The 23,870-nt window shown below is 63.4% G+C and carries 23 protein-coding genes and 1 pseudogene; 11 read left to right on the forward strand and 13 right to left on the reverse strand.

Annotated elements, in window-relative coordinates; all coding sequences use genetic code 11:
- Position 1 precedes the first annotated feature (1 nt).
- The 6 genes from NA29_RS08975 to NA29_RS09000 all read left to right on the forward strand — a co-directional run bounded on the left by NA29_RS08975 (position 2) and on the right by NA29_RS09000 (position 8,127).
- Positions 2-2,851 carry a DUF4118 domain-containing protein gene (locus NA29_RS08975; protein ID WP_052253224.1) on the forward strand — a complete coding sequence of 950 codons (2,850 nt, stop codon included), beginning with the start codon at positions 2-4 and terminating at the stop codon, positions 2,849-2,851.
- A complete protein-coding gene (gene kdpE, locus NA29_RS08980) occupies positions 2,844-3,554 on the forward strand; it encodes a two-component system response regulator KdpE (protein WP_039397601.1) in 711 nt (236 codons plus the stop codon). The genes NA29_RS08975 and kdpE overlap by 8 nt, the downstream gene beginning before the upstream one ends.
- Before the next feature lie 174 nt (positions 3,555-3,728).
- Entirely contained in the window at positions 3,729-4,046 is a 318-nt protein-coding gene (sugE, locus tag NA29_RS08985; protein ID WP_039397603.1) for a quaternary ammonium compound efflux SMR transporter SugE, read from the forward strand.
- A gap of 337 nt (positions 4,047-4,383) precedes the next feature.
- On the forward strand, positions 4,384-4,980 hold the full coding sequence (locus NA29_RS08990; RefSeq protein WP_039402874.1) for a DUF4126 domain-containing protein: 597 nt from the start codon (positions 4,384-4,386) through the stop codon (positions 4,978-4,980).
- Positions 4,967-7,516 carry an ABC transporter permease gene (locus NA29_RS08995; protein WP_224786810.1) on the forward strand — a complete coding sequence of 850 codons (2,550 nt, stop codon included), beginning with the start codon at positions 4,967-4,969 and terminating at the stop codon, positions 7,514-7,516. Before NA29_RS08990 ends, NA29_RS08995 begins: the two co-directional genes overlap by 14 nt.
- A 155-nt stretch (positions 7,517-7,671) precedes the next feature.
- A complete protein-coding gene (locus NA29_RS09000; RefSeq protein WP_039397607.1) occupies positions 7,672-8,127 on the forward strand; it encodes a group II truncated hemoglobin in 456 nt (151 codons plus the stop codon).
- A 52-nt stretch (positions 8,128-8,179) separates the two neighbouring features.
- On the opposite strand, the gene NA29_RS09005 is transcribed toward NA29_RS09000, so the two are convergent.
- Positions 8,180-8,875, reverse strand: coding sequence for a hypothetical protein (locus tag NA29_RS09005; RefSeq protein WP_039397609.1), 696 nt, complete (start codon positions 8,873-8,875; stop codon positions 8,180-8,182).
- Positions 8,876-9,072: 197 nt separating this feature from the next.
- The gene (locus NA29_RS09010; protein WP_150777305.1) at positions 9,073-9,546 is read right to left on the reverse strand and encodes a tetratricopeptide repeat protein; all 474 of its coding nucleotides are present in this window, start codon (positions 9,544-9,546) and stop codon (positions 9,073-9,075) included.
- A 312-nt stretch (positions 9,547-9,858) separates the two neighbouring features.
- On the opposite strand from NA29_RS09010, the gene NA29_RS09015 reads away from it, so the two are divergent.
- The gene (locus tag NA29_RS09015; RefSeq protein WP_039397613.1) at positions 9,859-10,590 is read left to right on the forward strand and encodes an alanyl-tRNA editing protein; all 732 of its coding nucleotides are present in this window, start codon (positions 9,859-9,861) and stop codon (positions 10,588-10,590) included.
- A gap of 47 nt (positions 10,591-10,637) precedes the next feature.
- The gene (locus NA29_RS09020; RefSeq protein ID WP_039397615.1) at positions 10,638-11,258 is read left to right on the forward strand and encodes a DUF924 family protein; all 621 of its coding nucleotides are present in this window, start codon (positions 10,638-10,640) and stop codon (positions 11,256-11,258) included.
- 24 nt (positions 11,259-11,282) lie between these two features.
- On the opposite strand, the gene NA29_RS09025 is transcribed toward NA29_RS09020, so the two are convergent.
- From NA29_RS09025 to NA29_RS09075, 11 genes and pseudogenes are all read right to left on the reverse strand, one after another.
- Entirely contained in the window at positions 11,283-11,843 is a 561-nt protein-coding gene (locus NA29_RS09025) for a DUF2062 domain-containing protein (RefSeq protein ID WP_157744770.1), read from the reverse strand.
- A 248-nt stretch (positions 11,844-12,091) separates the two neighbouring features.
- Positions 12,092-12,688 (reverse strand): LOG family protein, encoded by a 597-nt coding sequence (locus NA29_RS09030; RefSeq protein WP_039397617.1) that lies wholly within the window; start codon positions 12,686-12,688, stop codon positions 12,092-12,094.
- Between the two features lie 3 nt (positions 12,689-12,691).
- Positions 12,692-13,360 carry a TetR/AcrR family transcriptional regulator gene (locus NA29_RS09035; RefSeq protein WP_052252716.1) on the reverse strand — a complete coding sequence of 223 codons (669 nt, stop codon included), beginning with the start codon at positions 13,358-13,360 and terminating at the stop codon, positions 12,692-12,694.
- 141 nt (positions 13,361-13,501) lie between these two features.
- Positions 13,502-13,897, reverse strand: a pseudogene (locus NA29_RS09040) (diacylglycerol kinase); the annotation flags it as partial.
- Between the two features lie 77 nt (positions 13,898-13,974).
- Positions 13,975-15,009 carry a glycosyltransferase family 4 protein gene (locus NA29_RS09045; protein WP_039397619.1) on the reverse strand — a complete coding sequence of 345 codons (1,035 nt, stop codon included), beginning with the start codon at positions 15,007-15,009 and terminating at the stop codon, positions 13,975-13,977.
- Between the two features lie 128 nt (positions 15,010-15,137).
- Positions 15,138-16,094 carry a UDP-2,3-diacylglucosamine diphosphatase gene (locus NA29_RS09050; protein ID WP_306592196.1) on the reverse strand — a complete coding sequence of 319 codons (957 nt, stop codon included), beginning with the start codon at positions 16,092-16,094 and terminating at the stop codon, positions 15,138-15,140.
- 168 nt (positions 16,095-16,262) lie between these two features.
- Positions 16,263-17,219: an esterase/lipase family protein gene (locus NA29_RS09055; RefSeq protein ID WP_052252719.1), complete on the reverse strand. Its 957-nt coding sequence runs from the start codon at positions 17,217-17,219 to the stop codon at positions 16,263-16,265.
- 7 nt (positions 17,220-17,226) lie between these two features.
- Positions 17,227-17,820, reverse strand: a complete 594-nt coding sequence (locus tag NA29_RS09060) for an RDD family protein (protein ID WP_072633421.1) — start codon at positions 17,818-17,820, stop codon at positions 17,227-17,229.
- Positions 17,821-18,024: 204 nt separating this feature from the next.
- Entirely contained in the window at positions 18,025-18,876 is an 852-nt protein-coding gene (locus tag NA29_RS09065) for a DUF3106 domain-containing protein (RefSeq protein WP_052252721.1), read from the reverse strand.
- A 22-nt stretch (positions 18,877-18,898) separates the two neighbouring features.
- Complete coding sequence (locus NA29_RS09070) at positions 18,899-19,327, reverse strand: DUF3619 family protein (RefSeq protein WP_039397623.1); 429 nt, start codon at positions 19,325-19,327, stop codon at positions 18,899-18,901.
- The gene (locus tag NA29_RS09075; RefSeq protein ID WP_039397625.1) at positions 19,324-19,896 is read right to left on the reverse strand and encodes an RNA polymerase sigma factor; all 573 of its coding nucleotides are present in this window, start codon (positions 19,894-19,896) and stop codon (positions 19,324-19,326) included. The genes NA29_RS09070 and NA29_RS09075 overlap by 4 nt, the downstream gene beginning before the upstream one ends.
- 458 nt (positions 19,897-20,354) lie before the next feature.
- Between NA29_RS09075 and NA29_RS09080 the strand changes: the two genes are divergently transcribed.
- From NA29_RS09080 to ilvC, 3 genes are all read left to right on the forward strand, one after another.
- Positions 20,355-22,124 carry an acetolactate synthase 3 catalytic subunit gene (locus NA29_RS09080; protein WP_039397628.1) on the forward strand — a complete coding sequence of 590 codons (1,770 nt, stop codon included), beginning with the start codon at positions 20,355-20,357 and terminating at the stop codon, positions 22,122-22,124.
- 90 nt (positions 22,125-22,214) lie between these two features.
- The gene (gene ilvN / locus NA29_RS09085) at positions 22,215-22,706 is read left to right on the forward strand and encodes an acetolactate synthase small subunit (RefSeq protein WP_039397629.1); all 492 of its coding nucleotides are present in this window, start codon (positions 22,215-22,217) and stop codon (positions 22,704-22,706) included.
- A gap of 77 nt (positions 22,707-22,783) precedes the next feature.
- Positions 22,784-23,800 (forward strand): ketol-acid reductoisomerase, encoded by a 1,017-nt coding sequence (gene ilvC / locus NA29_RS09090; RefSeq protein WP_039397631.1) that lies wholly within the window; start codon positions 22,784-22,786, stop codon positions 23,798-23,800.
- Positions 23,801-23,870: the final 70 nt, after the last annotated feature.

Consider the following 23,870-nt stretch of genomic DNA (forward strand, 5'->3'; position numbering starts at 1 on the left):
CATGGAACGCCCCGATCCCGACGAATTGCTTGGCAAGCTGCAACGCGACGAAGCGCGCGAGCGGCGCGGCCGTCTGAAGATATTCTTCGGCGCTTCCGCCGGTGTGGGCAAAACGTTTGCGATGCTGCAAGCCGCCCGCAAGTTGAGCGAGGAGGGCACCGATGTGGTCGTCGGTGTGCTGGAGACGCATGGCCGGGAAGAGACCGCGCGTTTGCTCGAAGGGCTGGAAGTCCTGCCGCAGAAAACGGTCGAGTATCGCGGTCGCGTGCTACGCGAGTTCGATCTCGATGGCATGCTCGCGCGCAAACCGGCCGTCGCACTCGTCGACGAACTCGCGCATGCCAATGTGGCGGGCGAGCGGCACCTCAAGCGCTGGCAAGACGTGCACGAACTGCTCGATGCAGGCATCGACGTCTACACCACGCTCAATGTGCAGCATCTCGAACGGCTTAACGATGTGGTCGGCCAGATTACCGGCATCCGTGTCTGGGAGACGATTCCCGACCGGGTGTTCGATCTGGCGGACGAAGTGAAGCTGGTCGATCTGCCGCCCGACGAACTGCTCGAACGCATGCGCGAGGGCAAGGTGTACATGGCCGCGCAGGCGGAGCGCGCCGTGCGTAACTTCTTCCGCAAAGGCAACCTGATCGCGCTGCGCGAACTGGCGCTGCGTCGCACGGCCGACCGTGTGGACGCGCAGATGCGCGAGTACCGTGCGGACCAGTCGATCAGTCAGGTCTGGCAGGCGCGTGAGCGTTTGCTCGTGGCGATCGGGCCGGGACCGGAAGGCGTGGCGCTGGTGCGCGCGGCCGCGCGACTCGCGGCGAGTCTGCGCGCAGACTGGTTGGCGGTACATGTGGAAACACCGGCGATTCTGCGTCAGTCTACGGCCCGTCGGGAGAGTGTCTATGCCACGCTCAAACTGGCGCACGAACTGGGCGCCGAAACGCTCACGCTGGACGGGGCGCAAGCCGCGACGACATTGCTGGCCTATGCGCAGATGCGTAACGTCTCGAAGCTGGTGGTCGGGGCGAGCGGTGCGCGACGCTGGTGGACGGCGCGCACGCCGTTGCATGAACAATTGCTGCGTCACGCACGCGGCGTAGATGTGGTGCTGATCGGGCCAGCTGCCGGCGACCGGTCGGCCGAGAACCGGGTGGTGCGCGGCGACTGGCGTGACTGGTTCGATACGCCCCCGGAACTGGGGCTCGTCGGTGGCCCGTGGCGGGCGTATGCGTGGGCTGTAGGCATCTGCGGCGCGGTGTCGCTGGCGGCGGCCGAGCTGACGTCGTTCCTCGATCTCGCCAACATCGCCATGCTGTATCTGCTGGGCGTGATCGTTGCGGCGATGCGGCTGGGGCGTGGGCCGGGGGTGCTTGCATCGTTCCTCTCGGTGGTGGCGTTCGATTTCTTCTTCGTGCCGCCGAAGATGTCGCTGTCGGTCTCGGACACCCAGTATTTGCTGACGTTCGCCGTCATGCTGACCGTCGCGCTGGTCATTAGCCACCTGACGACGAGCTTGCGGTTTCAGGCGCGTCTTGCCACGTGGCGGGAGCGGCGCACCGGCGCGGTGTATGCGATGGCGCGCGAACTCGCGGCGGCGCTCACAACGCCGCAGATCGTCGAGATCGGCTCGCGACACGTACGTGAAGTGTTCCAGGCGCGCGTGGCGTTGTTGCTGCCGGACAGTCAGAGCAGTGTGCGTCAACCGGTGGAGAATGCCCGGGAAGAGACCATGCCTGCGCATATCGATACGGATGTCGCGCAATGGGTGTACGACCGGCAGCAGGCGGCGGGGCGGGGCACGAATACGCTGCCCGGATCGGACGCCTACTATCTGCCGCTGCGCGCGCCGATGCGCACGCGCGGGGTGCTGGTCGTCGCCCCGGAGTCGGGCGGCGGTGCAATCGGCACGCCGGAACAGCAGCGTCTGCTCGATACGTTTGCGGCGCAAATTGCATTGGCGCTCGAACGTGTGCACTACGTCGAAATCGCACAGGATGCGCTGGTGACGATGGAGTCGGAGCGCCTGCGCAATTCGTTGCTCTCTGCGATCTCGCACGACTTGCGCACGCCGCTCACGTCCATCGTCGGATTTGCGAGCATGCTCAGCCGCAACGCGCAGACGCCCGGGCCGCTGCGTATCGATCTCGTCGACGCCATTCATGAAGAAGCGCAGCGCATGACGGGCCTCGTGACTAATCTGCTCGACATGGCGAAGCTGGAAGGCGGTGGCGTTCAGCTCAATCGTCAGTGGCAGATGCTGGAGGAAGTGGTGGGCACCTCGCTGCGTGCTTGTCGTCGTGTGCTCGCGGATCACGAAGTGACGACGCGCTTGCCTGCCGATCTGCCCTTACTGCGTTTCGATGCCGTGCTGCTCGAGCGTCTCTTCGCCAACTTGTTGGAGAACGCCGCGAAGTATTCGCCTGCGGGCTCGCACATCGAAATCGCGGCACGTGTCGTCGGTGAGGAAGTCGAAGTGAGCGTGAGCGATGACGGTCCCGGTTTGCAGGCGGGCATGGAAGGCCGTATCTTCGAGAAATTCATGCGTGGCGAGAAGGAGTCGGCCAAGCCCGGCATCGGCCTGGGGCTGGCGATCTGCCGCGCGATTGTGGAAGCACACGGCGGTAAAATTCACGCCACCAATGTCCCTGACGGGCACGGTGCGCGCTTCATATTCACCTTGCCGGTGGAAACGCCGCCTGTGGCGCCCGACGTCGCAGAAGGGATCGATGACGGCGTCGCCGAGTCTGGCGATTCGGCGTTATCCGTCGACCCGACCGGCGATGTGGAAGCCGCAGCTGGCGCACCTGATGCGCCTGACACAAACGTAACGAAACAACATGAGTGAACCGACCATCAACATCGTGGTGATTGAGGACGAGCGCCAGATCAGGCGGTTTCTGCGCACGTCGCTCGAAGCCGAAGGCATGGTCGTGCACGAGGCGGAAGCCGGGCGGCAGGGCATGGTCGAAGCGGCCACGCGCAAGCCCGACTTGCTGATCGTCGATCTGGGGTTGCCGGATATCGACGGCGTGGAAGTCATTCGCGAAGTCCGAAGCTGGACCGACATGCCGATCATCGTGCTGTCGGCACGCAACGAGGAGGCGGAAAAAGTCGTCGCACTCGATGTCGGGGCCGACGATTATCTGACGAAGCCGTTCGGGGTGTCGGAACTGCTCGCGCGCATTCGGGCGCAACTGCGACGGCATCATCGGGGCGGCAATTCCGAGACGCTCGACGAAGCGTTCTCGTTCGGCGATATCAACATCGACCTCGCCCGCCGCAAGGTGACACGCGCGGGTGAACCGGTGCACCTGACGCCCATCGAGTATCGGCTGCTGGTCACGCTCGTGCGTCATGCGGGGCGGGTACTCACGCATCGACAGTTGCTCAAGGAGGTGTGGGGGCCGTCGCATGTCGAGAGCAATCACTATTTGCGCATCTACATGGGGCACCTGCGGCAGAAGCTGGAAGCCGACCCCGCGCAGCCGCAACACATCCTGACCGAGACGGGCGTGGGCTACCGGCTTGAGGTGGACGCGAACGGCTGAGACCGTCGGCGGACGTCGGACGGCCTGCTTTGCTAAAATCGCCCCTGTTCCGTCCGGGGTGTCTGGCGCTCAGCCTCAATTCGATTGACCTTCGATGGAATCCATTGCCGGGACGACCCGGCAAGCGGTTCTCTTTTCTCCGGGGACGACCCCGATCTTTCATCGAAGTCAGTCATGGCCTGGATTCTTCTGGTTTGTGCCGGTTTTCTTGAAGTGGCGTGGGCCGTCGGGCTCAAGTACACGCAAGGTTTCTCGCGTCTAGTCCCCTCTGTATTCACCATTGTGTCGATGGTCGGCAGTGTGTGGCTGCTAGCCCTCGCCGTGCGCACGCTGCCGCTCGGCACCGCCTACGCCATCTGGACGGGCATCGGCGCCGTCGGCGCGTTCGTCCTCGGGATTGTGCTGTTCGGCGAGTCGGCGTCCGCCGCCCGTATCGCAAGCGTTACGCTCATTCTTGCCGGGCTGGTCGGTCTGAAGCTGACGGCGGCTTGATGGGGAGGTGATGGCGACGTGATAGTGACGTAGTAGCGACATCAGGCCGCTGTCCCACCGGGTCGGTCAACGCCTCCAACGCTGTGCCCGGACGCGCCACAGGCACCTTTCAAGTCACCGGTGGTGCGTTGCCGCAACGCGCGGCATAATGACGCGGTAACAGTCGAGTTACTCATCGGTCACATGTAGGGCGGATGTCGGGCAGATGCCGGGTGGTTGAACGGCGTTAAGGGGTCAGCGTTCGACGTCCCGCGGATGGCCAGCGGGCTGTTGCCGCGTCGGCAGTGCGTGACGCGTGATCGTGCGACGCCGTCATGTCGGCGGCAGCGAGGTCACCATGCTTGAATCGATTGCGCTCGGTGCAGGGCTGTCCTGGGGCAGCGGCCTGCGGTTGTACCTGACGGTGTTCTGCGCGGGGCTGGCGGCGCGTTTCGGGTGGCTGCACTTGCCACCAACGCTGGCCGTGCTGGCGTCGACGTGGGTGATTGCCACGGCGGGCGTGCTGGCGGCCATCGAGTTCTTTGCGGACAAGATCCCCTTTGTCGACAGCGCGTGGGACGCCGTGCACACGTTCATCCGGATTCCGGCGGGGATAGTGCTTGGCGCGGCGGCGCTCGGTCAGACCGATCCGGCCGTGACCGTGCTGGCCGGGCTGGCGGGCGGCGCGCTGGCAGGCACGGCGCATCTGGCCAAGGCGGGCAGCCGTGCGCTGATCAATACGTCGCCGGAACCTTTCTCGAATGTCGCGGCCTCAGCCGGCGAAGATGTCTCCACGGTGGGCGGACTGGCGCTGGCGTTTTTCCTTCCCGCCGTTTTTCTCCTGATGTTGTTACTGTTCGTCGTGTTGGCTTGGTGGTGGTTGCCGCGCGTCTGGCGCGGTTGGCGCTCGTTACTGGCGCGGGTCAAAGGATTGAGGAACGATGGGGTTCACTGAAGTTGCCCGCCAGGCCTGGCGGATGTTCCTGCGCGATTGGCGCGCAGGCGAGTTGCATCTGCTTCTCGTGGCATTGTTGCTGGCGGTCGGCGCACTCTCCAGCGTAGGTTTTCTCTCCGATCGGATGCAGGGCGGGCTTGAGCGCGACGCGCGCCAGATGCTCGCCGCCGATCTCGTCGTTCGCAGCGACGCGCCTCTGGCACCCGAATTCACCCGTCAGGCACAGGCCGACGGGCTATCGACGGCCGTGATCGCCAATTTCCCGAGTATGGCCAGCGCGACGGGCGAGGGCGGGCAGACGGCCGCGAGCCGTCTCTCGTCGCTCAAAGCGGTGAGCGACGGTTATCCGTTGCGTGGCCGCGTGCGCGTGGCCCCCGACGCCGGGGCCAATACACCGGATGCACCCGCCGACGGCATTCCCGCGCCCGGTACGGTCTGGGTCGACGCCGCGTTGCTCGATGCCCTGCATGTCAAACCCGGCGAGTCGATCCGCGTGGGCAACCGCACGCTGCGCATCGCCGCCGTCATTACTCGCGAGATGGATCGGGGCTACGGCTTCGGCTCGCTCGCACCGCGCGTGATGATGCGCTTCGACGAATTGCCGTCGACCGGCCTCGTGCAGTTCGGCAGTCGCATCACCTACCGCCTGTTGGTGGCGGGCACCGACACGCAGGTCGGCAAGTTCACCGCATGGGCGCGTCCGGCGGCGGAGCAGGCGCGCGGCGTTCACCTCGAATCGCTGGAAGACGGGCAGCCGCAGGTGCGGCAAACGCTTGATCGCGCCGAACGTTTCCTCTCGCTCGTGGCACTGCTCGCCGCTGTGCTCGCGGCGGTGGCCGTGGGCATCGCGTCGCGCCGGTACAGCGAGCGCCATCTCGACGCGTGCGCCGTCATGCGCTGTCTCGGCCTGCCGCGTCGCGCCTTGCGCGGCATGGTGACACTCGAATTCATCGGGCTCGGTCTGATAGGCGGCGTGCTCGGCGTCGCGCTCGGGTACGCAGCGCACTGGGTACTGCTGGCGCAACTCGGCGACGTGATTCCGGCGGGGTTGCCTGCGCCTACGTGGCGACCCGCTGCGTTCGGTCTCGCAAGCGCGCTGGTGATGCTGCTGGGGTTTGCGTTGCCGCCACTGTTGCCGCTGTCGGAAGTGGCCCCGCTGCACGTGCTGCGTCGCGACGTGGTGGGGGGCGCGCGCCGTCAGGGTTGGCTTGCGTACGGAGCAAGCGCGCTGGCGTTCGGCGCGCTGCTGCTGTTCGCGGCACGCGACCTGCGTCTGGGGGCGATGGTGGCCGGTGGGTTCGTCGTCGGCGCGATTGTTTTCGGCGTGCTGGCCTGGTTGGCGATTCGCGCTCTTGCGGTCTGGGCGCGCAGGACGGGGGCCGCCGGCGGTGCAATGGGTGGCATCGGCTGGCGGTATGCGGTGGCGGGGTTGCGCCGTCGAGGTCTCGGCAGCGCCTTGCAGGTGGTGGCGTTGGGGCTGGGATTGATGGCGTTGCTGCTGTTGGCGGTGACGCGCAACGATCTGGTCGCGGGTTGGCAGCATTCAAGTCCGCCGGATGCGCCGAACCGTTTCGTCATCGACATTCAGCCGGGGCAGGACGCGCCGGTGCTCACACAACTTCACGCGGCCGGTCTTCCGGACGTGCAGCTCTCGCCGATGATCCGTGCGCGACTGACGGCCATCAACGACAAGCCGGTGACAGGCGAAAGCTACACTGAGGAGCGCGCGCGTCGCCTCGCTGAGCGCGAATTCAACCTGTCGTACACGTCGGCGTTGCCCGATGGGAACCGTGTGACGGCGGGTCAGTGGTACGGCGAGACCGACAAGCCACAGATCTCGATGGAAGAGGGCATCGCGAAGACGCTCGGCCTGAAGCTCGGCGACACGCTGCGTTTCGAAGTGACGGGGCAGACCATCGACGCGCCGATCACGAGTCTGCGCAAGCTCGACTGGGGCTCGATGCGAGTGAATTTCTTCGTGGTGATGCCGCCCGCTGCGCTGCGCGATTTCCCGATGACGTGGATTACCTCGTTCCATCTGGAACCGAGTCAGCAGCGCGTGGCGGACGCTTTGGTGCGTCAGTTCCCCAACGTCACCGTAATCGACACGGGCGCATTGCTCGCACAGATTCAGCAGATTCTGTCGCAGGTGATCGATGCCGTGCAGGCGCTCTTCCTCTTCACGCTCGCTGCCGGGGTGCTGGTGCTGTACGCTGCGCTCGCCGGGACGCGCGACGAACGCATGCGCGAGAGCGGCATTTTGCGGGCGCTGGGGGCATCGTCGCGGCAGTTGCGAGACGTCCATCTGGCAGAACTGGTGACGGTGGGTGCGCTGGCTGGGCTGCTCGCTGCGCTGGGGGCGGGCGCGTTGGGTTGGGCTTTGGCGCGCTACGTCTTCGAGTTCGCGCTGACGTTCAATCCGTGGCTACCGGTGCTCGGGATCGGCGCGGGTGTCCTGTGTGCGCTGATCGGTGGCTGGAGCGGGTTGCGCGCGGTCTTACGTCAGTCGGCAGTGCGCACGTTGCGCGACGTGTGATCGTTTGCTGTCGGGCGCTGCAATGTGCCGCGCCGGTTTAGCGCTCATTGGCACGTGCATGGTCCTGCATGGTCCCGCATTGTCCTGGCCACGCGGCGTCTTTTTCGAGACGCCGTCCGTGGCAGACGTGTTGAGCCTCGGGCACAATATCGCCCATGACGACCGAAAACTCCTCCGAAAACACCCGTCAGGCTGCTGCGGCAGATGACGAAACGCAAGACGCGCCGGCACAGCCTACGGCCTTTTCTCTGCTCGGCGGCGAGGCGCGCGTACGCGAACTCGTCGACCGTTTTTACGACCTGATGGACCTTGAGCCCGAGTTTGCGGGCATTCGGGCGATGCATTCCGCGTCGCTCGACGGCTCACGCGACAAGCTCTTCTGGTTCCTGTGCGGCTGGCTCGGTGGGCCGAATCATTACATTGAACGGTTCGGCCACCCGATGCTGCGCGCGCGCCATCTGCCGTTCCCGATCGCGTCGAGCGAGCGCGACCAGTGGTTGCGCTGCATGGCACTCGCCATGCAGGACATCCACGTGGAGAGCACGTTGCAGGAACGTCTGATGCAGGCGTTTTACGGCACGGCGGACTGGATGCGGAATAAGGCAGGCTAAGCTCCCAAGGCGCGTGCCGAACATTCCTTCGCTTCGCGAGGGGCGTGTGACGTTAAACCCGGCTCACCATGTCGGCATCCCGCGGCCTGAACTTCCCCTCGGTCCCGAACGGGTCTTCGTAGTTCAGGCAGCGCTCGACCACATCCATGTTGCGTTTTTCTTCTCTCGCGCTCATCCAGTCGATGACCGCTGTCGTCGCGATGTCCCCGAAGGCACGGTAAGTCGTGGCGACAAGGCCGATGTAGCTTTGCAGCGCGTCGAGTTCCTGTGCGCGGGTCTGCGGTGAGGCGGACGGCGCGGGCAAGCTCAGCGAGTTCGGCGTGACGGCGTCGTCGTGTTCGTGCTGCGCGTCGTGCTGGCCTGCGATCTGCCCCGCCTGATTGAAGAACAGGATCATCGACGTACCGAGTAGCGCCGTCTGATATTTCCCGCCGTAGGTCTCGAAATGCTTCGAGCCGAGGAGCTTTCCGGCCGATGCGACCCATGCCGTATTCATGATCTGCGACGTGGTCGACGTGGGATTACAGTACTTGCCGACGGCCACCGCCAGGTCCATCACGCTCGACAACGATGCGACTGCGGCCGTACTCAATGTAATCTTGTGCGCGCTGGAAAGCGTGCTGCTCTCATACGTTTCCTTCACCATATTCAGACTGGCGGCACCCAGCGCGCTGATGCTCAGTGCAGCGTTGCTGACGTGATGCATCAACGCGGTAAAGCGACCGACCGTGGGCGGCGACGGCGCCATTTCACTCAATGAACTCGAAAATTCGGAAAGGCGGTTAAGGGCTTTTGCAGCGTCGTTTCGCACGGCGGCGTTGTCCCCGCCTGGCAAAGGAATGCCACCGGCGTAGGTGTTCGAAACGTTGGCTTGTGTGACGTATGTGTTCGTTTGTGTACTTGGCATCGACTTGAGGGGGGAAGGGTGTTGAAAGAGCCAGGGAATCAGAGGGCGTCCAGCAGGCGCGTCAAACGCGCGCGCAGGTCGGTGTTGTCGTGGATGCAGCGGGCCATGTCCAGCGCGTCGGTCGCCATCTCGCGCGCGGTTTGTGGGTCGCCCGTGCGTTGCATGCAGATCGCGGCGAAGTAGAGTGGCTCCGGATTGCCGTATTCGCGGGAGATCGCCACCATCAGTGGCGCAATCGCCTGCTCGAAATCGCCGAGCTGGCAAAGCACATAGCCGAATGCCTTGTACGCGGCGGTGTGATCGGGAAGCGCGCGGCAAATCGAGGCGAACGCGCGTGCGGCCCCCTCCAGATCGTTCGAGGCGTACAGGGCGTACGCATGCGCGAGCGCTTGCGAATCCACCGCGCCGTTGATACGGGGTGTCGGTGCAGGCGACGACAAGGCACGCGTTCGATGATGGACGGTGGCACCGGCAGAGATGACTGACGGGGGGGAAAGGGAGGGTCTCGTCATGGCGTCGTTCCTTTCAAAGGCGACCGCGTCATTGCGATCGTCCGTAATATGCGGCGAGCCAAAACGGCGGGCTGTTGCCCCGGGACAATCAATGTCGAGAAGTCGCAAGCGCGGCGTCGGGTTGGGGCGCAGCCTATGAGGGCACGCTGCTCATGGACCAAAGTGGGCTGCGTTGGGATAAGCACGAGGAACTGCCTGATGGCGCAGGATTGCGGTCGTGGGGCACGACCGTACCGGTGTCGGCGCACGGGATTGTGTCTTGCCAGCGGGGCAAGAGTCGCGCGAACATGTCCCGTTCCCACAGGAGGCTGCATGACAACCGAAGCGCTGTTCCGACAAGACGCCTATTTGCGCCAATGCGAGGCGCGCATCACGCATATCGACGAGACGGGCATCATGCTCGATCGCACGGTTTTCTATCCGCTCGGTGGTGGGCAAGCCGGTGACGCCGGTGCATTCGTGCTTGCCGACGGTACGCGCCTGACGATCGCCGACACCCGCAAATCGAAGCACGAAGGCGCGACGCCCGACGATGCCGTGCACGTACCCGCCGAAGGGCAGAGCCACTTGCTTGCCGGACTGTCGGTCGGCGATGTCGTTCAAGCGGAAATCGACTGGGAGCGGCGCTTTCGTCATATGCGATTTCATACCGCGTCGCACCTGATGTGCGCCGTGCTGCCGCACCCGGTCGACGGATGCAGCATCACCACGGAATACGCGCGGCTCGACTTCGTGACGAACGAACCGATTGAGCGCGAGACGGTAGAGGCCGGATTGGCGGCGCTGGTGGCAGCGGCACGTCCTGTGGCGATCGACAGCATCAGCGACGAGGAGATGGCGGAGCGTCCTGAACTCGTGCGCACGATGAGCGTGAAGCCGCCGGTCGGGCTGGGACGTGTGCGACTCGTGCGTATCGAGGGCATCGACTTGCAGCCTTGCGGCGGCACGCACGTGGGCAACACGGCGGAGATCGGCGCATTGCGCGTGTCGAAGATCGAGAAGAAGACGTCGCGCACCCGTCGGGTGGTGTTGGCATTCGCCTGAGTCTGGCATTATCGGGTGATCTCCCAACGCTTACCTCAGGATTCTCGATGGCGACTCCGGCAGCAGACATTCTTTCGCAAATCCAACCGTTGCAACCCTGGCAGGCGGTGCTGGACTTCTGGTTCGGCACGCCTGACGCCGAGGTCTATGGGATGGCCCGTCCCGAGTGGTTCCGTAAATCGGATGCCTTCGACGAGGAGATTCGTACACGCTTCGGTGAGATCCACGCGCAGGCGATTGCCGGGGCGTTGAGCGATTGGGCGCAAACGCCGCTCGGTGCTTGTGCGCTGATCGTGGTGCTCGATCAGTTCTCACGTAACTTGTTCCGGCATCGTGGCGAAGCGTTCGCGGGAGACGCGCAGGCGCTGGCGGTGGCGCGTCGTCTCGTGGACGCGGGTGACGATCAGCGGCTGCCGACTGCGCAGCATCGCGTGTTCGTCTATCTGCCGTTCGAACACGACGAGTCGCTCGAAAGCCAGCACATGTCGCTGGCGCTATATGAGCAACTGGCGCAAACGTCGGGCCTCGTCGACAACCTGGATTACGCACGCAGGCATGCCGTCATCATCGAGCGATTCGGTCGATATCCGCACCGTAATGCGGCGTTGGGACGCGACTCGACGCCGGAGGAAATCGCTTTCCTCAAGGAGCCGGGGTCGTCGTTCTGATCTGCTGAGGTGGGGGACGTGCAGTCAGTCGCGCGGCGGGTTCCTCACCGCTGCATTGGCTGCCGAGGTGGGTGAAGTCACCGGCGTTGCCGGTTGACGTTGTTGGTGCCACCGGATCGAGAGGAAGCCGATGACGTACGCCAGCGCACCACCCACGACGGCAAAGGCAGCCAGACCGATGCCGAGATGCAACGTTGCGGTGCCGAAGTCGAAATTCAGTAATTGCGCCCAGAAGCTCTCACCGGCCTGGGTGGCCGCCGCGACAGTCGCCTCGATCTCTGCCTTGGGGGACCAATCGAGCATCCACCGGCCGACGTGATGCGCCCCGAAATAGACGAACGGCACTGTGAGCGGATTGGTAATCAGCGTGCCCATCGTCGCCAGAAAGAGATTCCCGCGCAGAAGGGCTGCCACGAGAATCGCCACCGGCATTTGCGCCACCGGAATCAGAAACCCGAAAAAGACGCCGCACGCCAGTCCGATGGCCACGCCACGCGGTGTGGCTTGCCACAGACTGCGGCGCAACAGTAGGCCTGCATGCGGACGCAGCCAACGGGATCGCAGCAGCCGCATCGGGCGGAGCATCTTTAACATCATGGGTAGGTTGCTCGTCGGATGGTGTTGACCCAGGCGGGCAGAAAGGTGGGTGCATACGCAAAGGTCCGCATGCAACGGATGTCTGAGTGTCGGAGACGTCGAGAGTTCAATCGCGCCATTGCGCCATTTAGCGCGCGATGAGGCTGCCGTAGGGGCGGGGAGATGATGAGGAGGTGCAGGTGCTGCGCGACGGCCATGCCGCGCAGCGATGCAGCGAAAGGCAACGAGACGGCGACTTAAATCTGCGTGCGCTGATGCGCCCAGCGATCGACCTGCGACGGCTTGAAGTGACGCATCGTCTCCAACAACGATTCCGGCGATGCGGCAATCTGCAACTGATCGAGTTGCGGTGCCTTGAGGAACTGTTCGGTCACCATCGACTTGAGGAACACCAGCAGCGGATCGTAGTAGTTCTCGACGTTGAGCAAGCCAATCGGTTTCGCGTGGTAGCCGATTTGCAGCCAGGTGAAAACTTCGAACAGCTCTTCGCACGTACCGATGCCGCCGGGCATCGCGATGAAGGCGTCCGAGAGATCGGCCATCATCTGCTTGCGCTGATGCATGTTCTCGACGACGTGCAATTCCGTGAGCCCGGTATGGCCCACTTCCTTTTCCATCAATGCCTTCGGAATGATGCCGATGACGTTGCCGCCATGCGCGAGCACGGCGTCGGCAATGATGCCCATCAGGCCGACCTTGCCGCCGCCGTACACGAGACGGATGCCAGCTTCGGCCATGCGACGGCCCAGATCACGGGCGGCGTCTGCGTACTCGGGGCGAGCGCCGGTCGCGGCCCCGCAGTAGATGCAAATGGATTTGACTTCCGACGACATGCCTTACTGAACTCCCTTGGACGATGATTCCCGGGCCATCTTGTCATACAGCTCGCGCGACTTGCCCTTGAGGTAGGGCGCCATCTGCGAAAGGATGTGATAGCTCGATTGATGCAGTCCCGCGCCGATTTCTTCGGGGTCGTTGTACTTGCGCGGGTTCATCACGAATTGATAGGACAACCAGTACGTGGACAACACCACCATATTGGTGGTCACGATCTCGATCTGCTCCGGCGTGATTTCCATTTCGCCATCGGCCAGGAGCAGGTCGCACATCTCGCGTGCAAAGCGCTTCTTGTGGCCGACGATCTGCTTGAAATGCGTCTCCAGCGTGCGGTTACGCGCGAGCAGATCGTTGAGGTCGCGATAAAGGAAACGGAAACGCCACAGAAATTCGGACATGTATTGCAGGTACGTCCAGACTTCGTCGAGCGTGGGTTTGTGATCATCGGGCAGCCGCAGGCGACGTTCGATTTCCTGCTCGAACTGCGCAAAGATGCTGTTGATGATGTCGTCTTTGTTGCGGAAGTGATAGTACAGATTGCCCGGGCTGATTTTCATTTCCTCGGCAATCGTAGTGGTGGTGACGTTCGGTTCGCCGATTTCGTTGAAGAGTCGCAGGGACACTTCGAGAATTCGTTCGCGGGTTCGGCGTGGCGGCTTTGCTTCCATGTCTGTCGGCCCCGGTTAGCGGCAAGCTCGGCGAAGGAGGTTCTCCGCTTGCGTTTATGAGTTGAGTATTGGGTATACGGCGAACGATTATACCCGGCAGCCCGACGCTGCCAAGCCTGCAACCCGGGGCGACGGGCGATATCAGAAAAATGCCGTACGTACGAGCGCCACAATGACCGGGCCGGCGAGCGAGACCCAGGTGAGAAGACACAGGCCGAGTGCGACCAGCACGGCGGCGCTGCCGAAATCCTTCGCGCGCTTGGACAGTTCGTGCCGTTCGAGCGAAATACGGTCGATGGCGGCTTCGATGCTCGAATTGATCAGCTCGATGATGAGCACGAGCAGGATCGAGCCGATCAGCAGGACGCGCTCGACGGCCGTGACCGGCAGGAAAATGGCAGCGGGCAGGAGAATGGCGGCGAGCGCGAGTTCCTGACGGAAGGCGCTCTCCTCGAACACGGCAAACTTGAATCCGGACAGCGAATACTTCAGGGCTCGCCAGGCGCGCATGACGCCCCGGTTGCCTTTGTACGGATTCGGTTGTTTGTCGCGTGGCGGCGGGTGATCGATGAACAAGCGTCAGGTTCCTCGCCGCAACGGGCTCTGGAGGTGGATCAGACCGCGGGCGCGAGCGACGGCTCGGGCTTGCGCGGATGCAGATGCGAGGCGAATTCTTCAGAGGCCGCCTGCCACGAGAAGCGCTCGGCCCAGGCACGTGCGCTCGCTCGCGAGACCTTTAGGGCGTCCAGACACGCCTCGCGCAAATCCTCACGCAGTGCGCCGCCGTCGCCCTCGGGGCAACCGGCGAACACATCGACCGGCCCGGTTACCGGATAGGCCGCCACCGGCAGGCCGCACGCCATCGCTTCGAGCAACACCAGACCGAACGTATCGGTGCGGCTCGGGAACACGAAGACGTCTGCCGATGCGTAGACCTTCGCCAGTTCAGGCTGCGAGAGCATGCCGAGATAGTTCACATCGGGGTAGCGCGAGCGAAGCTCGGCCAGTTGCGGCCCCTCGCCTGCAACCCATTTCGAGCCAGGCAAATCCAGCTTCAGGAAGGCTTCGATGTTCTTCTCCACGGCAACGCGCCCTACGTAGAGGAAAATCGGATGTGCTGAATTTAGCACATGTGCTTCCTGCACACGGAAGATGTCGAGATCGACGCCGCGCGTCCACAACACTACGTTGTCGAAGCCGTTCGCTTCGAGGTCGCGTTTGACGACCGGCGTGGGAGCCATGACCGCACGCGAGGGTTTGTGAAACCAACGCAGGAAGCGGTAGGTGGCGGAGAGCGGGAAGCCGAAGCGAGCCTGCACGTATTCCGGGAAACGCGTGTGATAGGCAGTGGTGAACGGGAAACCGTTACGCACCGCCCACTTGCGGGCTGCCATGCCCAGCGGGCCTTCGGTGGCGATGTGCAGGGCGTCCGGGGCGAAGTCTTCGATGCGGCGTCCGACGCGTCCGCCCGCGAAGAACGCGAGACGGATTTCGGGATACGTCGGGCACGGAATCGTGCGGAATTCCTGCGGCGTGAGCAGCTCGACACGATGGCCGGCCGCTTCGAGCTGAGCGCGCGTGTTTTTCAACGTGCGGACCACGCCGTTAATCTGCGGATCCCAGGCGTCGGTGACGATCATGATTTTCATCGGGCGCTCCTTCGCGCGTTTGGCGCGGGTGGAATGACACGCGCAATCGCGCGTGAAGTGAAGCGCATGTCGGGCGGTGTTCGGCCGTCCGTGCGCAGGTTGAGTTCGGCGTTTCGCGGGCCGCCGTGTCAGGCGCTGACTGGCGTGGCCTTCACGCTCTCACGCGTATTGCGCTTCTGCGTCCAGTAGATGATCTTCAGCTCGCCTTCGGTCGTCTCGACGAGCGCAGACAGGCTTTCGACCCAGTCACCGTCGTTGCAATACAGCAGCCCGTCGATCTCGCGGATTTCCGGCTTGTGGATGTGCCCGCAGACCACGCCGTCACAACCGCGGCGGCGCGCTTCGTCGGCCATCACGTTCTCGAACGCAGAAATGAAATTCACGGCGTTCTTCACTTGATGCTTCAGATACTGAGAGAGCGACCAGTACGGGAAGCCGAAGCGCGTGCGCACGCGGTTGAACCAGCGGTTGAGCAGCAGCGTGAGCGTGTAAAGCGAGTCGCCCAGATAAGCGAGCCACTTGGCGTGTTGAATCACGCCGTCGAACAGATCGCCGTGGGTGATCCACAGACGCTTGCCCGAGAGCGTTGTGTGAAACGCTTCGTCGCGCACTGCGATGTCGCCGAACGCCAGCCCGCAGAACTGACGTGCCGCTTCGTCGTGATTACCCGGCACGTAGATGACCTGCGTGCCCTTGCGCGCGCGCCGCAGCATTTTCTGCACGACGTCGTTGTGCGCCTGAGGCCAGTGCCAGCCCTTGCGCAAATGCCAACCGTCGATGATGTCGCCCACGAGATACAGGTAATCCGACTCGTGATGCCGCAGGAAGTCGAGCAGATATTCTGCCTGGCAGCCTTGCGTGCCGAGGTGGATGTCCGAGAGCCAGATGGTGCGGTAGCGGGTGATACCTTCGGGCGGCGGGTCGAGCGGATCGGGGGTGTCCGGCGGCAGGTCGATGATGGAGGGCGGTGTGGCGGGAGGGCTGGCGGGCGGGGAGGCGGGGCGGCCCGGCGGGGTATCTGCGAAGTGACCGGCGCGAGCCGAAGGCGTTGGGATCGGCAGATCGAAAGTGGGTGTCGTCGTCATAGCGGCTCGCACGTCGCGTTGAACATGCGAGCATTGCGCCATGCCTTCGTGAACGCACGATGACAGTCATGCGTGTGTCGCGAAAGTGTCTTTTAGCGTCGTGCCGATGCGACAGCATGCAGCGCATGCACCCATCGGGAGATGCCGGGCGGCATCGCCGTGCCTATGTCACTTGCCGTGCCGCAAACCTTGCGCCACGCGCTCAAGCGTTTCCAGCACCAGTGCCCGCGAGCGCGGATGCGTGCCCAGAGAGACGTGCCCCAGACCGTCCAGCGCAATGTTGTGCGCGCCCGGCAAAACCGACGTGCGCACCGGATACACGACGTTGTCGTGCGCCGTGTAAATCGACGTGATTCGCGCGCGTTCGGAATCCTTTTCGCTGCTGGCCAGTGCCACCAGCCACTCGCTGCCGATGCTCATCTGACGGACGTTATGGCCGATGCCATGACGCGCGTGCAGCGTGCCGAAGTGCGGCGAACCCAGCGTGATGGTGTGCGCGACAGGCAGCGTCGGATAGCGGCGCAGGCAGGCGCGTGCGGCGATCCCGCCCATGCTGTGACCGATGATGACCACGGGCAGCCGCGTGCGCGCCGCAAGGCTCTGCGCAGCGTTGGCGATGGTCTCGGCGTAGTCGTCGATATCGCCGAAGATCGGGGCGAGATTGATGGCGTCGCAGTGGTAGCCGGCGTCCGCCAGATGACGGGAGAAGCGCAGCCAGAAGGCGCGATTGCAGCCGTAACCGTGGAGCAAGAGGACGGCCACGGGGCGCGCGGGTCCGACGGGGGCGGGCAGTGGGGCCGCGCTGAACCACGGTTGGTACAGATCGAGCAGGAGGATCGACGCTGCGCACTCGTAAGCCCAGACAGCGATGTTCGTGCTGGCAGTGGTGCGCCGCTCGGCGCTCGGATCACCGTGCGCCGCCATCACGAAGCCTGCCGCAAGGCCGAGCGCGTGCGAGACGGGAAGCCAGAGGAGTGTCCAGAGCACGGTCGTCCACGGGCTGTGCCACGCCGACCACGTCGCGATGGCGACGACGATCGACAGGGCGATTTCGATCGCGCCGTAGACCAGATGCGCACGGGAGGGCCGCAGCACCGGGGCGGCGGCCAGCGGCGGCGTGCTCATGGTCCCCTCATTTGCCCAAAACGCTGACGAGCCGCGTACCGGCGAGCCGGTCGTGAACGAATTGATGATCGGGCATCACGCGCATGGCGAGCGCCCAGATGACGAGCCATCCGGCCAGCAGCGCCACACTGTTCCAGCCGGTGAGTCCCAGTGCCCAGTCGAGCGCCATGGCGGGCAGTACCCAAAGCCACGCGAGGACGTAACGCAAGACCGCGCGGCCCGGGCGCACCGGCGAACCGTGCGCGTCGACCAGGCGGATCTTCCAGGTCTTCATGGCAAGGGTCTGACCGCCATGCGTCCAGAACCAGACGAAGTACGCGCCGAGCACGAGGAACAGCCAGGTTTGCATGGCGTGACGGTACATCAGGCCGCTGCGTTGTTGCGTCAGGGCACTGAAGAGGTAGCCCGCAAGGAAGAGTACGCCAAAGAGCAGCAGCGACTCGTAGACCATCGAGAGCAGACGGCGACGCAGCGTCGGCACGGCATAGCTTTGCTGCTCGGCGCTGTCCTGCGTGTTGGGCCTGTCGGGCGTGCCGGCAGCCGGGGACGAATGAGACGAACGAGGCGGCTTGGCAGGCTGAGTCGTAGCGGAGTCGGTCATCGCGGCGTGGTCTGAGGTCTTGTTGTCGAAGGCGAGTGGCGGCCCGGTTTGCATCCCGCAGCATGCGTTCGCTGATATGGCGTCGCCCATTATGCGGAAGATTAGGCGGATGGGCCAGCCAGCCTTGGTGGCCTCACGCGGGCGCCAAATGCAAACGGCCGCCCGAAGGCGGCCGTCCACTGTCATGCAGGCTGACGCTTCACGTCAGTTGTGGTGATACAGATCCGAGTTGAAGGTGTCCGCATTCTTGTCGCCGTTGGCCGGGGCGACGCTGGCCGCACCGTTGCTGGCGGCGGATGGATTGGACGCAGCGGGTGACGACGAGCCTGACGCCGGTGCCGGAAGGGCGGCCGACGGGCTCGACGCGACCGGTGTGGGTACAGGCAACGCACCGTTCCTCGATGCGGCAGCGCCATCCTTGCGGTGCACGGCAGCGTACGGATTCTTCACACCGGAACGGCCCGTGGGCGGGGCGCTGACCACGTTGGGACGGTTGGCCTGCTTCTTGTCGTCCGCGGCCAGGCGCTTTTTCTGTTCTTCCGTGAGCTGCTGGTACTGCTGCCAGACTTGCGCCTTGCGCTCGGGCGGCAGGGTCTTGGCGTTCTGATAGCTTTCGCGGGCCAGTTGGCGCTGCTCAGGCGTCAGGCGCACCCAGTCGGCCATGCGGTCGTGCAGACGCTTGCGGCTTTCGGGCGACAACGTCTGGAAACGCTTGGCAATCTCGACCCACTTCTCGCGCTGACGCTCGCTCATCCGGTTCCAGTCCTGGGCGAGCGGGGCGAGGGCTTCCTGCTGTGCGGCATTGAGCTTTGCCCACGCACCGCCCGGTGAGGGCAGGGCGGCCAGCGGCGCGCTGGCTGCGGCGGGTTGGCTGGCCGTGAGCGTACCGACGGGGCCGGAGGCCGCCGCGCCGTTGCCGGATGCGGTGGCGCCGTCCATCACCGGCGGCACGTCAGACACCGGTTCGGGGGCTTGCGAGCGGCGCAGCGCTGCCGTGCCGGCAAGAGCGGCGACGACTAGCGCGGCGACCAGAAAAAGTACGTTGCGTCGCGTCACTGGCTGGTCTTGGATGGGGGGACTACTGGGCACGCTTCACGTAAGCGTTGAAACCATGATCGGCATAAGCCGACAGCGGCAGTTCGTCGCTCAATACGGCAGCGTCGATATCTGCCAGATCCTGAATATGCTGCTGATGTTCCCAGTACGCTATGCCTGCCAGACCGATCACCAGTGCGGCGAGCGGCCAGAGCAGGCCCAGACGGCCCAGTTTGTCGAACGCGCGACGCGGCCCGCCGATATCCGGCGATTGCATGCCGCCCACACCCGCGAGCACCAGCGCCGGTTGCACAACGGCCACCGGTTCGGGCTTCTTGCGGGCGAGCGCCTCCTGGCGCGCGGCGGCCAGCCGGGCCGCGATGTTCGGCGACGGTGCCTCGGACGCCTCGTCCAATGCCAGTCGCACGCGATGTGCGAAGCGAATTTCCCTCGTTTCCAGATCGTGACTCATAACCTGATCCCTTTTGCCTTCAACGCCTGTGCCAACGCGTGAGTGGCACGCGAGCAGTGCGTCTTGACGCTGCCTTCCGAGCACCCCATCGTGGCGGCGGTCTCGGCAACGTCCATGTCTTCCCAGTAACGCATGAGGAAGGCTTCTCGTTGACGTGTCGGTAGTTTCTGTATTTCCGCTTCGATGAGCGTGAGGATTTCGGCACGCGAAACCGAGTCTTCGCTGCTCTCGGTTTGCACAGACCCATCCTCGCCCAGCAAGGTTTCCAGCGGGTCGAAGTCGTCGCGGTCGTCGTCGCCGGGGCCGGCGAGGTTGGAGAACAGCGTGACCCACGTGTTGCGCACCTTCTGGCGGCGGAAATAGTCGTGAATGGTGTTCTGGAGAATGCGCGTGAACAGCAGCGGCAGGTCGGACGGCGGCTTGTCACCGTACTTCTCGGCCAAACGGATCATCGCATCCTGAACGATATCGAGGGCGGCCTCGTCGTCGCGTACGGCATAGACGGCCTGCTTGAAAGCGCGCCGTTCGATGCCCGCGAGAAAATCCGCCAGTTCCTTGTCAGATGCCATCCGGTGGGGTACACGCAGCGTCGGCCGCTGCGCCTGTGAAATGCCGTGTAAGCGTAAAGATTACGTAAAGATCGCGTAGTCGGTGCGGATGCTACCAAAAACGCGCCTGCCTGTAACCGCTTTTGCTTCCGGTTGTGTCGCGTTGTGTCGAGTTAGGTCGGTCGGACCGGTGCCGCCTTCCTATCATGTGAGGATTGTGCACCAGCGTGGGGACGCACGCCGCAGGGTGTGGGAATTTTGCGAACCGGACTTCGCGATCATGCTGCAAATGCATAAACTTGCTTGACCATTTTGCTGCAAACCGGTAACGTTGCCAGTTCGCAATATCTGTGATTGTCTCAATATCGGCACACCCATCAGGTGGGTCCATCATTCAGACGCGCAGCTTGAGCCCGGACCACAAGTTCGCGGGGAGAGCACCCAATCAAAATTTTTGCCGAAACTTTGAAAGGTCGACGATGAACATGCCAAGCGCGGAATTCTCCGAGGCGGAAGCTACACGCCACCAAAATACTTCTGAAGACATGATTGGCGCCGAGATCCTCGTGCGCTCGCTTCAAGAAGAAGGGGTCGAACATCTGTGGGGTTATCCCGGCGGTTCGGTTCTCTACATCTACGACGAACTCTACAAGCAGGACAAGATCCAGCACATTCTGGTGCGCCATGAGCAGGCAGCCGTGCATGCGGCCGACGCTTATTCGCGTTCCACCGACAAAGTCGGCGTGTGTCTCGTGACGTCTGGCCCGGGCGTGACCAATGCTGTCACCGGGATTGCCACGGCGTACATGGATTCGATCCCGCTCGTCATCATCACCGGGCAGGTGCCCACGGCCGCGATTGGTCAGGACGCCTTCCAGGAGTGCGACACGGTCGGTATCACCCGTCCCTGCGTCAAGCACAACTTCCTTGTGAAGGACGTGCGCGACCTCGCTGCCACCATCAAGAAAGCCTTCTATATCGCCAAGACGGGCCGTCCGGGTCCGGTGCTGGTCGACATTCCGAAGGACGTTTCCAAGGCACGTTGCCGCTTTGAATATCCGAAGACGGTGTCGCTGCGCTCGTACAACCCGGTGACGAAGGGCCATTCGGGCCAGATCCGCAAGGCCATGAGCCTGCTGCTCTCGGCCAAGCGTCCCTACATCTACACCGGCGGCGGCATCATTCTGGCCGACGCGTCGAAGGAACTGAACCAGTTCTGCGACCTGCTTGGCTATCCGGTGACCAATACGCTCATGGGCCTGGGCGGGTATCGCGCGAGCGATCCCAAATTCCTCGGCATGCTGGGCATGCACGGCACGTACGAAGCCAACATGGCCATGCAGCACTGCGACGTGCTCATCGCCATCGGTGCGCGCTTCGATGACCGTGTGATCGGCAACCCGGAACACTTCTCGTCGACCGCCCGCAAGATCATTCACATCGATATCGACCCGTCGTCGATTTCCAAGCGTGTGAAGGTCGACATTCCGATCGTCGGCGACGTGAAGGAAGTGCTGCGCGAGATGATCGAGAATCTGCAAACCGCCGAGCACGGCCCGGATACCGGGGCACTTGCCGACTGGTGGAAGCAGATCGAGGAATGGCGTTCGCGCGATTGCCTCGCCTTCGATCGCAAGAGCGAGATCATCAAGCCGCAACATGTGGTCGAGACCTACTGGAAGCTCACTGACGGTGAAGCCTTCGTGTGCTCGGACGTCGGCCAGCATCAGATGTGGGCCGCTCAGTACTATCGCTTCAACAAGCCGCGCCGCTGGATCAACTCGGGCGGGCTGGGAACGATGGGCTTCGGCTTGCCGGCGGCGATGGGCGTGAAGATGGCGCATCCGGACGCAGAAGTTGCCTGTATTACCGGCGAAGGCTCGATCCAGATGTGCATTCAGGAGCTCTCGACGTGCCTGCAATACCGCACGCCGGTCAAGATCCTGTCGCTCAACAACCGCTATCTGGGCATGGTTCGTCAGTGGCAGCAGATCGAATACAGCAAGCGTTACTCCAGTTCGTACATGGACGCGCTGCCGGACTTCGTGAAGCTCGCCGAGGCGTACGGTCATGTGGGGATGCGTATCGAGAAGTCGTCGGACGTCGAGCCGGCACTGCGCGAGGCGCTGGCCCTGAAGGACCGCACGGTATTCATGGATTTCCAAACGGATCCCACCGAAAACGTCTGGCCGATGGTTCAGGCGGGCAAGGGCATCAGCGAGATGCTGCTCGGTTCGGAAGATCTGTAAGACGAAGCGGCACGTACGCGCTGCCAGTCGCTGCCGGCATGGCCGGGGCACGGGCGCGACGTCCCCAACAAGGACAATCCGGGATACACCATGAGGCACATTATTTCTGTTTTGCTCGAAAACGAGCCGGGCGCGCTGTCGCGCGTGGTCGGGCTGTTTTCTGCACGTGGCTACAATATCGAGACCCTCACCGTTGCGCCGACCGAAGACCGGTCGCTCTCACGCATGACGGTGGTCACGACCGGCTCCGATGACGTCATCGAGCAGATCACGAAGCACCTGAACCGGCTCATCGAAGTGGTGAAGGTGGTCGATCTGACCGAGGGCGCGCATATCGAGCGCGAACTCATGCTGATCAAGGTTCGCGCGGTAGGCAAAGAGCGGGAAGAGATGAAGCGGATGTCGGATATTTTCCGCGGCCGCATCATTGACGTTACGGAAAAGACCTATACGATTGAGCTCACCGGAAATTCGTCGAAGCTTGACGCATTTATCGAAGGGCTCGACCAGACGGCGATTCTCGAGACGGTTCGTACCGGTGGCTCGGGCATTGGGCGCGGCGAGCGCATCCTGAAGGTCTGACCGGCAACGGCAACGCGGTAAGCGGATTTCGATCCATTCTGATTTCAGTTTATTTTTGGTAATACGGGACACTCCAAATGAAAGTTTTCTACGACAAAGACGCCGACCTCTCCCTCATCAAGGGCAAGCAAGTCACGATCATCGGTTACGGCTCGCAAGGCCACGCCCACGCACAGAACCTGAAGGACAGCGGCGTGAACGTGACGGTCGGTCTTCGCAAAGACGGCGCTTCGTGGAACAAGGCAGTCAACGCTGGCCTGAACACCAAGGAAGTGGCGGAAGCCGTGAAGTCGGCCGATATCGTCATGATGCTGCTGCCGGATGAGCAAATCGCCGACGTGTACAAGAACGAAGTGCACGCCAACATCAAGGAAGGCGCTGCGCTGGCCTTCGCGCACGGCTTCAACGTGCACTACGGCTGCGTGATCCCGCGTGCGGACCTCGACGTCATCATGATCGCCCCGAAGGCACCGGGCCACACGGTGCGCTCGACGTACTCGCAAGGTGGCGGCGTGCCGCACCTGATCGCCGTGGCACAAGACAAGTCGGGCGCTGCTCGTGACATCGCGCTGTCGTACGCTGCCGCTAACGGCGGTGGCCGTGCCGGCATCATCGAAACGAACTTCCGCGAAGAAACGGAAACCGACCTGTTCGGCGAACAAGCCGTGCTGTGCGGCGGTACCGTCGAGCTGATCAAGGCCGGTTTCGAAACGCTGGTCGAAGCCGGTTACGCGCCGGAAATGGCCTACTTCGAGTGCCTGCACGAACTGAAGCTGATCGTCGACCTGATCTATGAAGGCGGCATCGCCAACATGAACTACTCGATCTCGAACAACGCCGAATACGGCGAGTACGTCACCGGCCCGCGCGTCGTGACGGAAGAGACGAAGAAGGCCATGAAGCAGTGCCTGACCGACATCCAGACCGGCGAGTACGCCAAGTCGTTCATCCTGGAAAACAAGGCAGGCGCTCCGACCCTGATCTCGCGTCGTCGTATCACGGCCGAGCACCAGATCGAGCAAGTGGGCGGCAAGCTGCGCGCAATGATGCCGTGGATCGCCAAGAACAAGCTGGTCGACCAGTCGAAGAACTAAGTTCTCTGAACTGACGTCGCTGACCGCCTGTTTTGCCGTAGCTGTCGCTGCGGTAAAACGGGCGGTTTTT

This window comes from Pandoraea sputorum (assembly GCF_000814845.2).
Lineage (GTDB): Bacteria > Pseudomonadota > Gammaproteobacteria > Burkholderiales > Burkholderiaceae > Pandoraea > Pandoraea sputorum.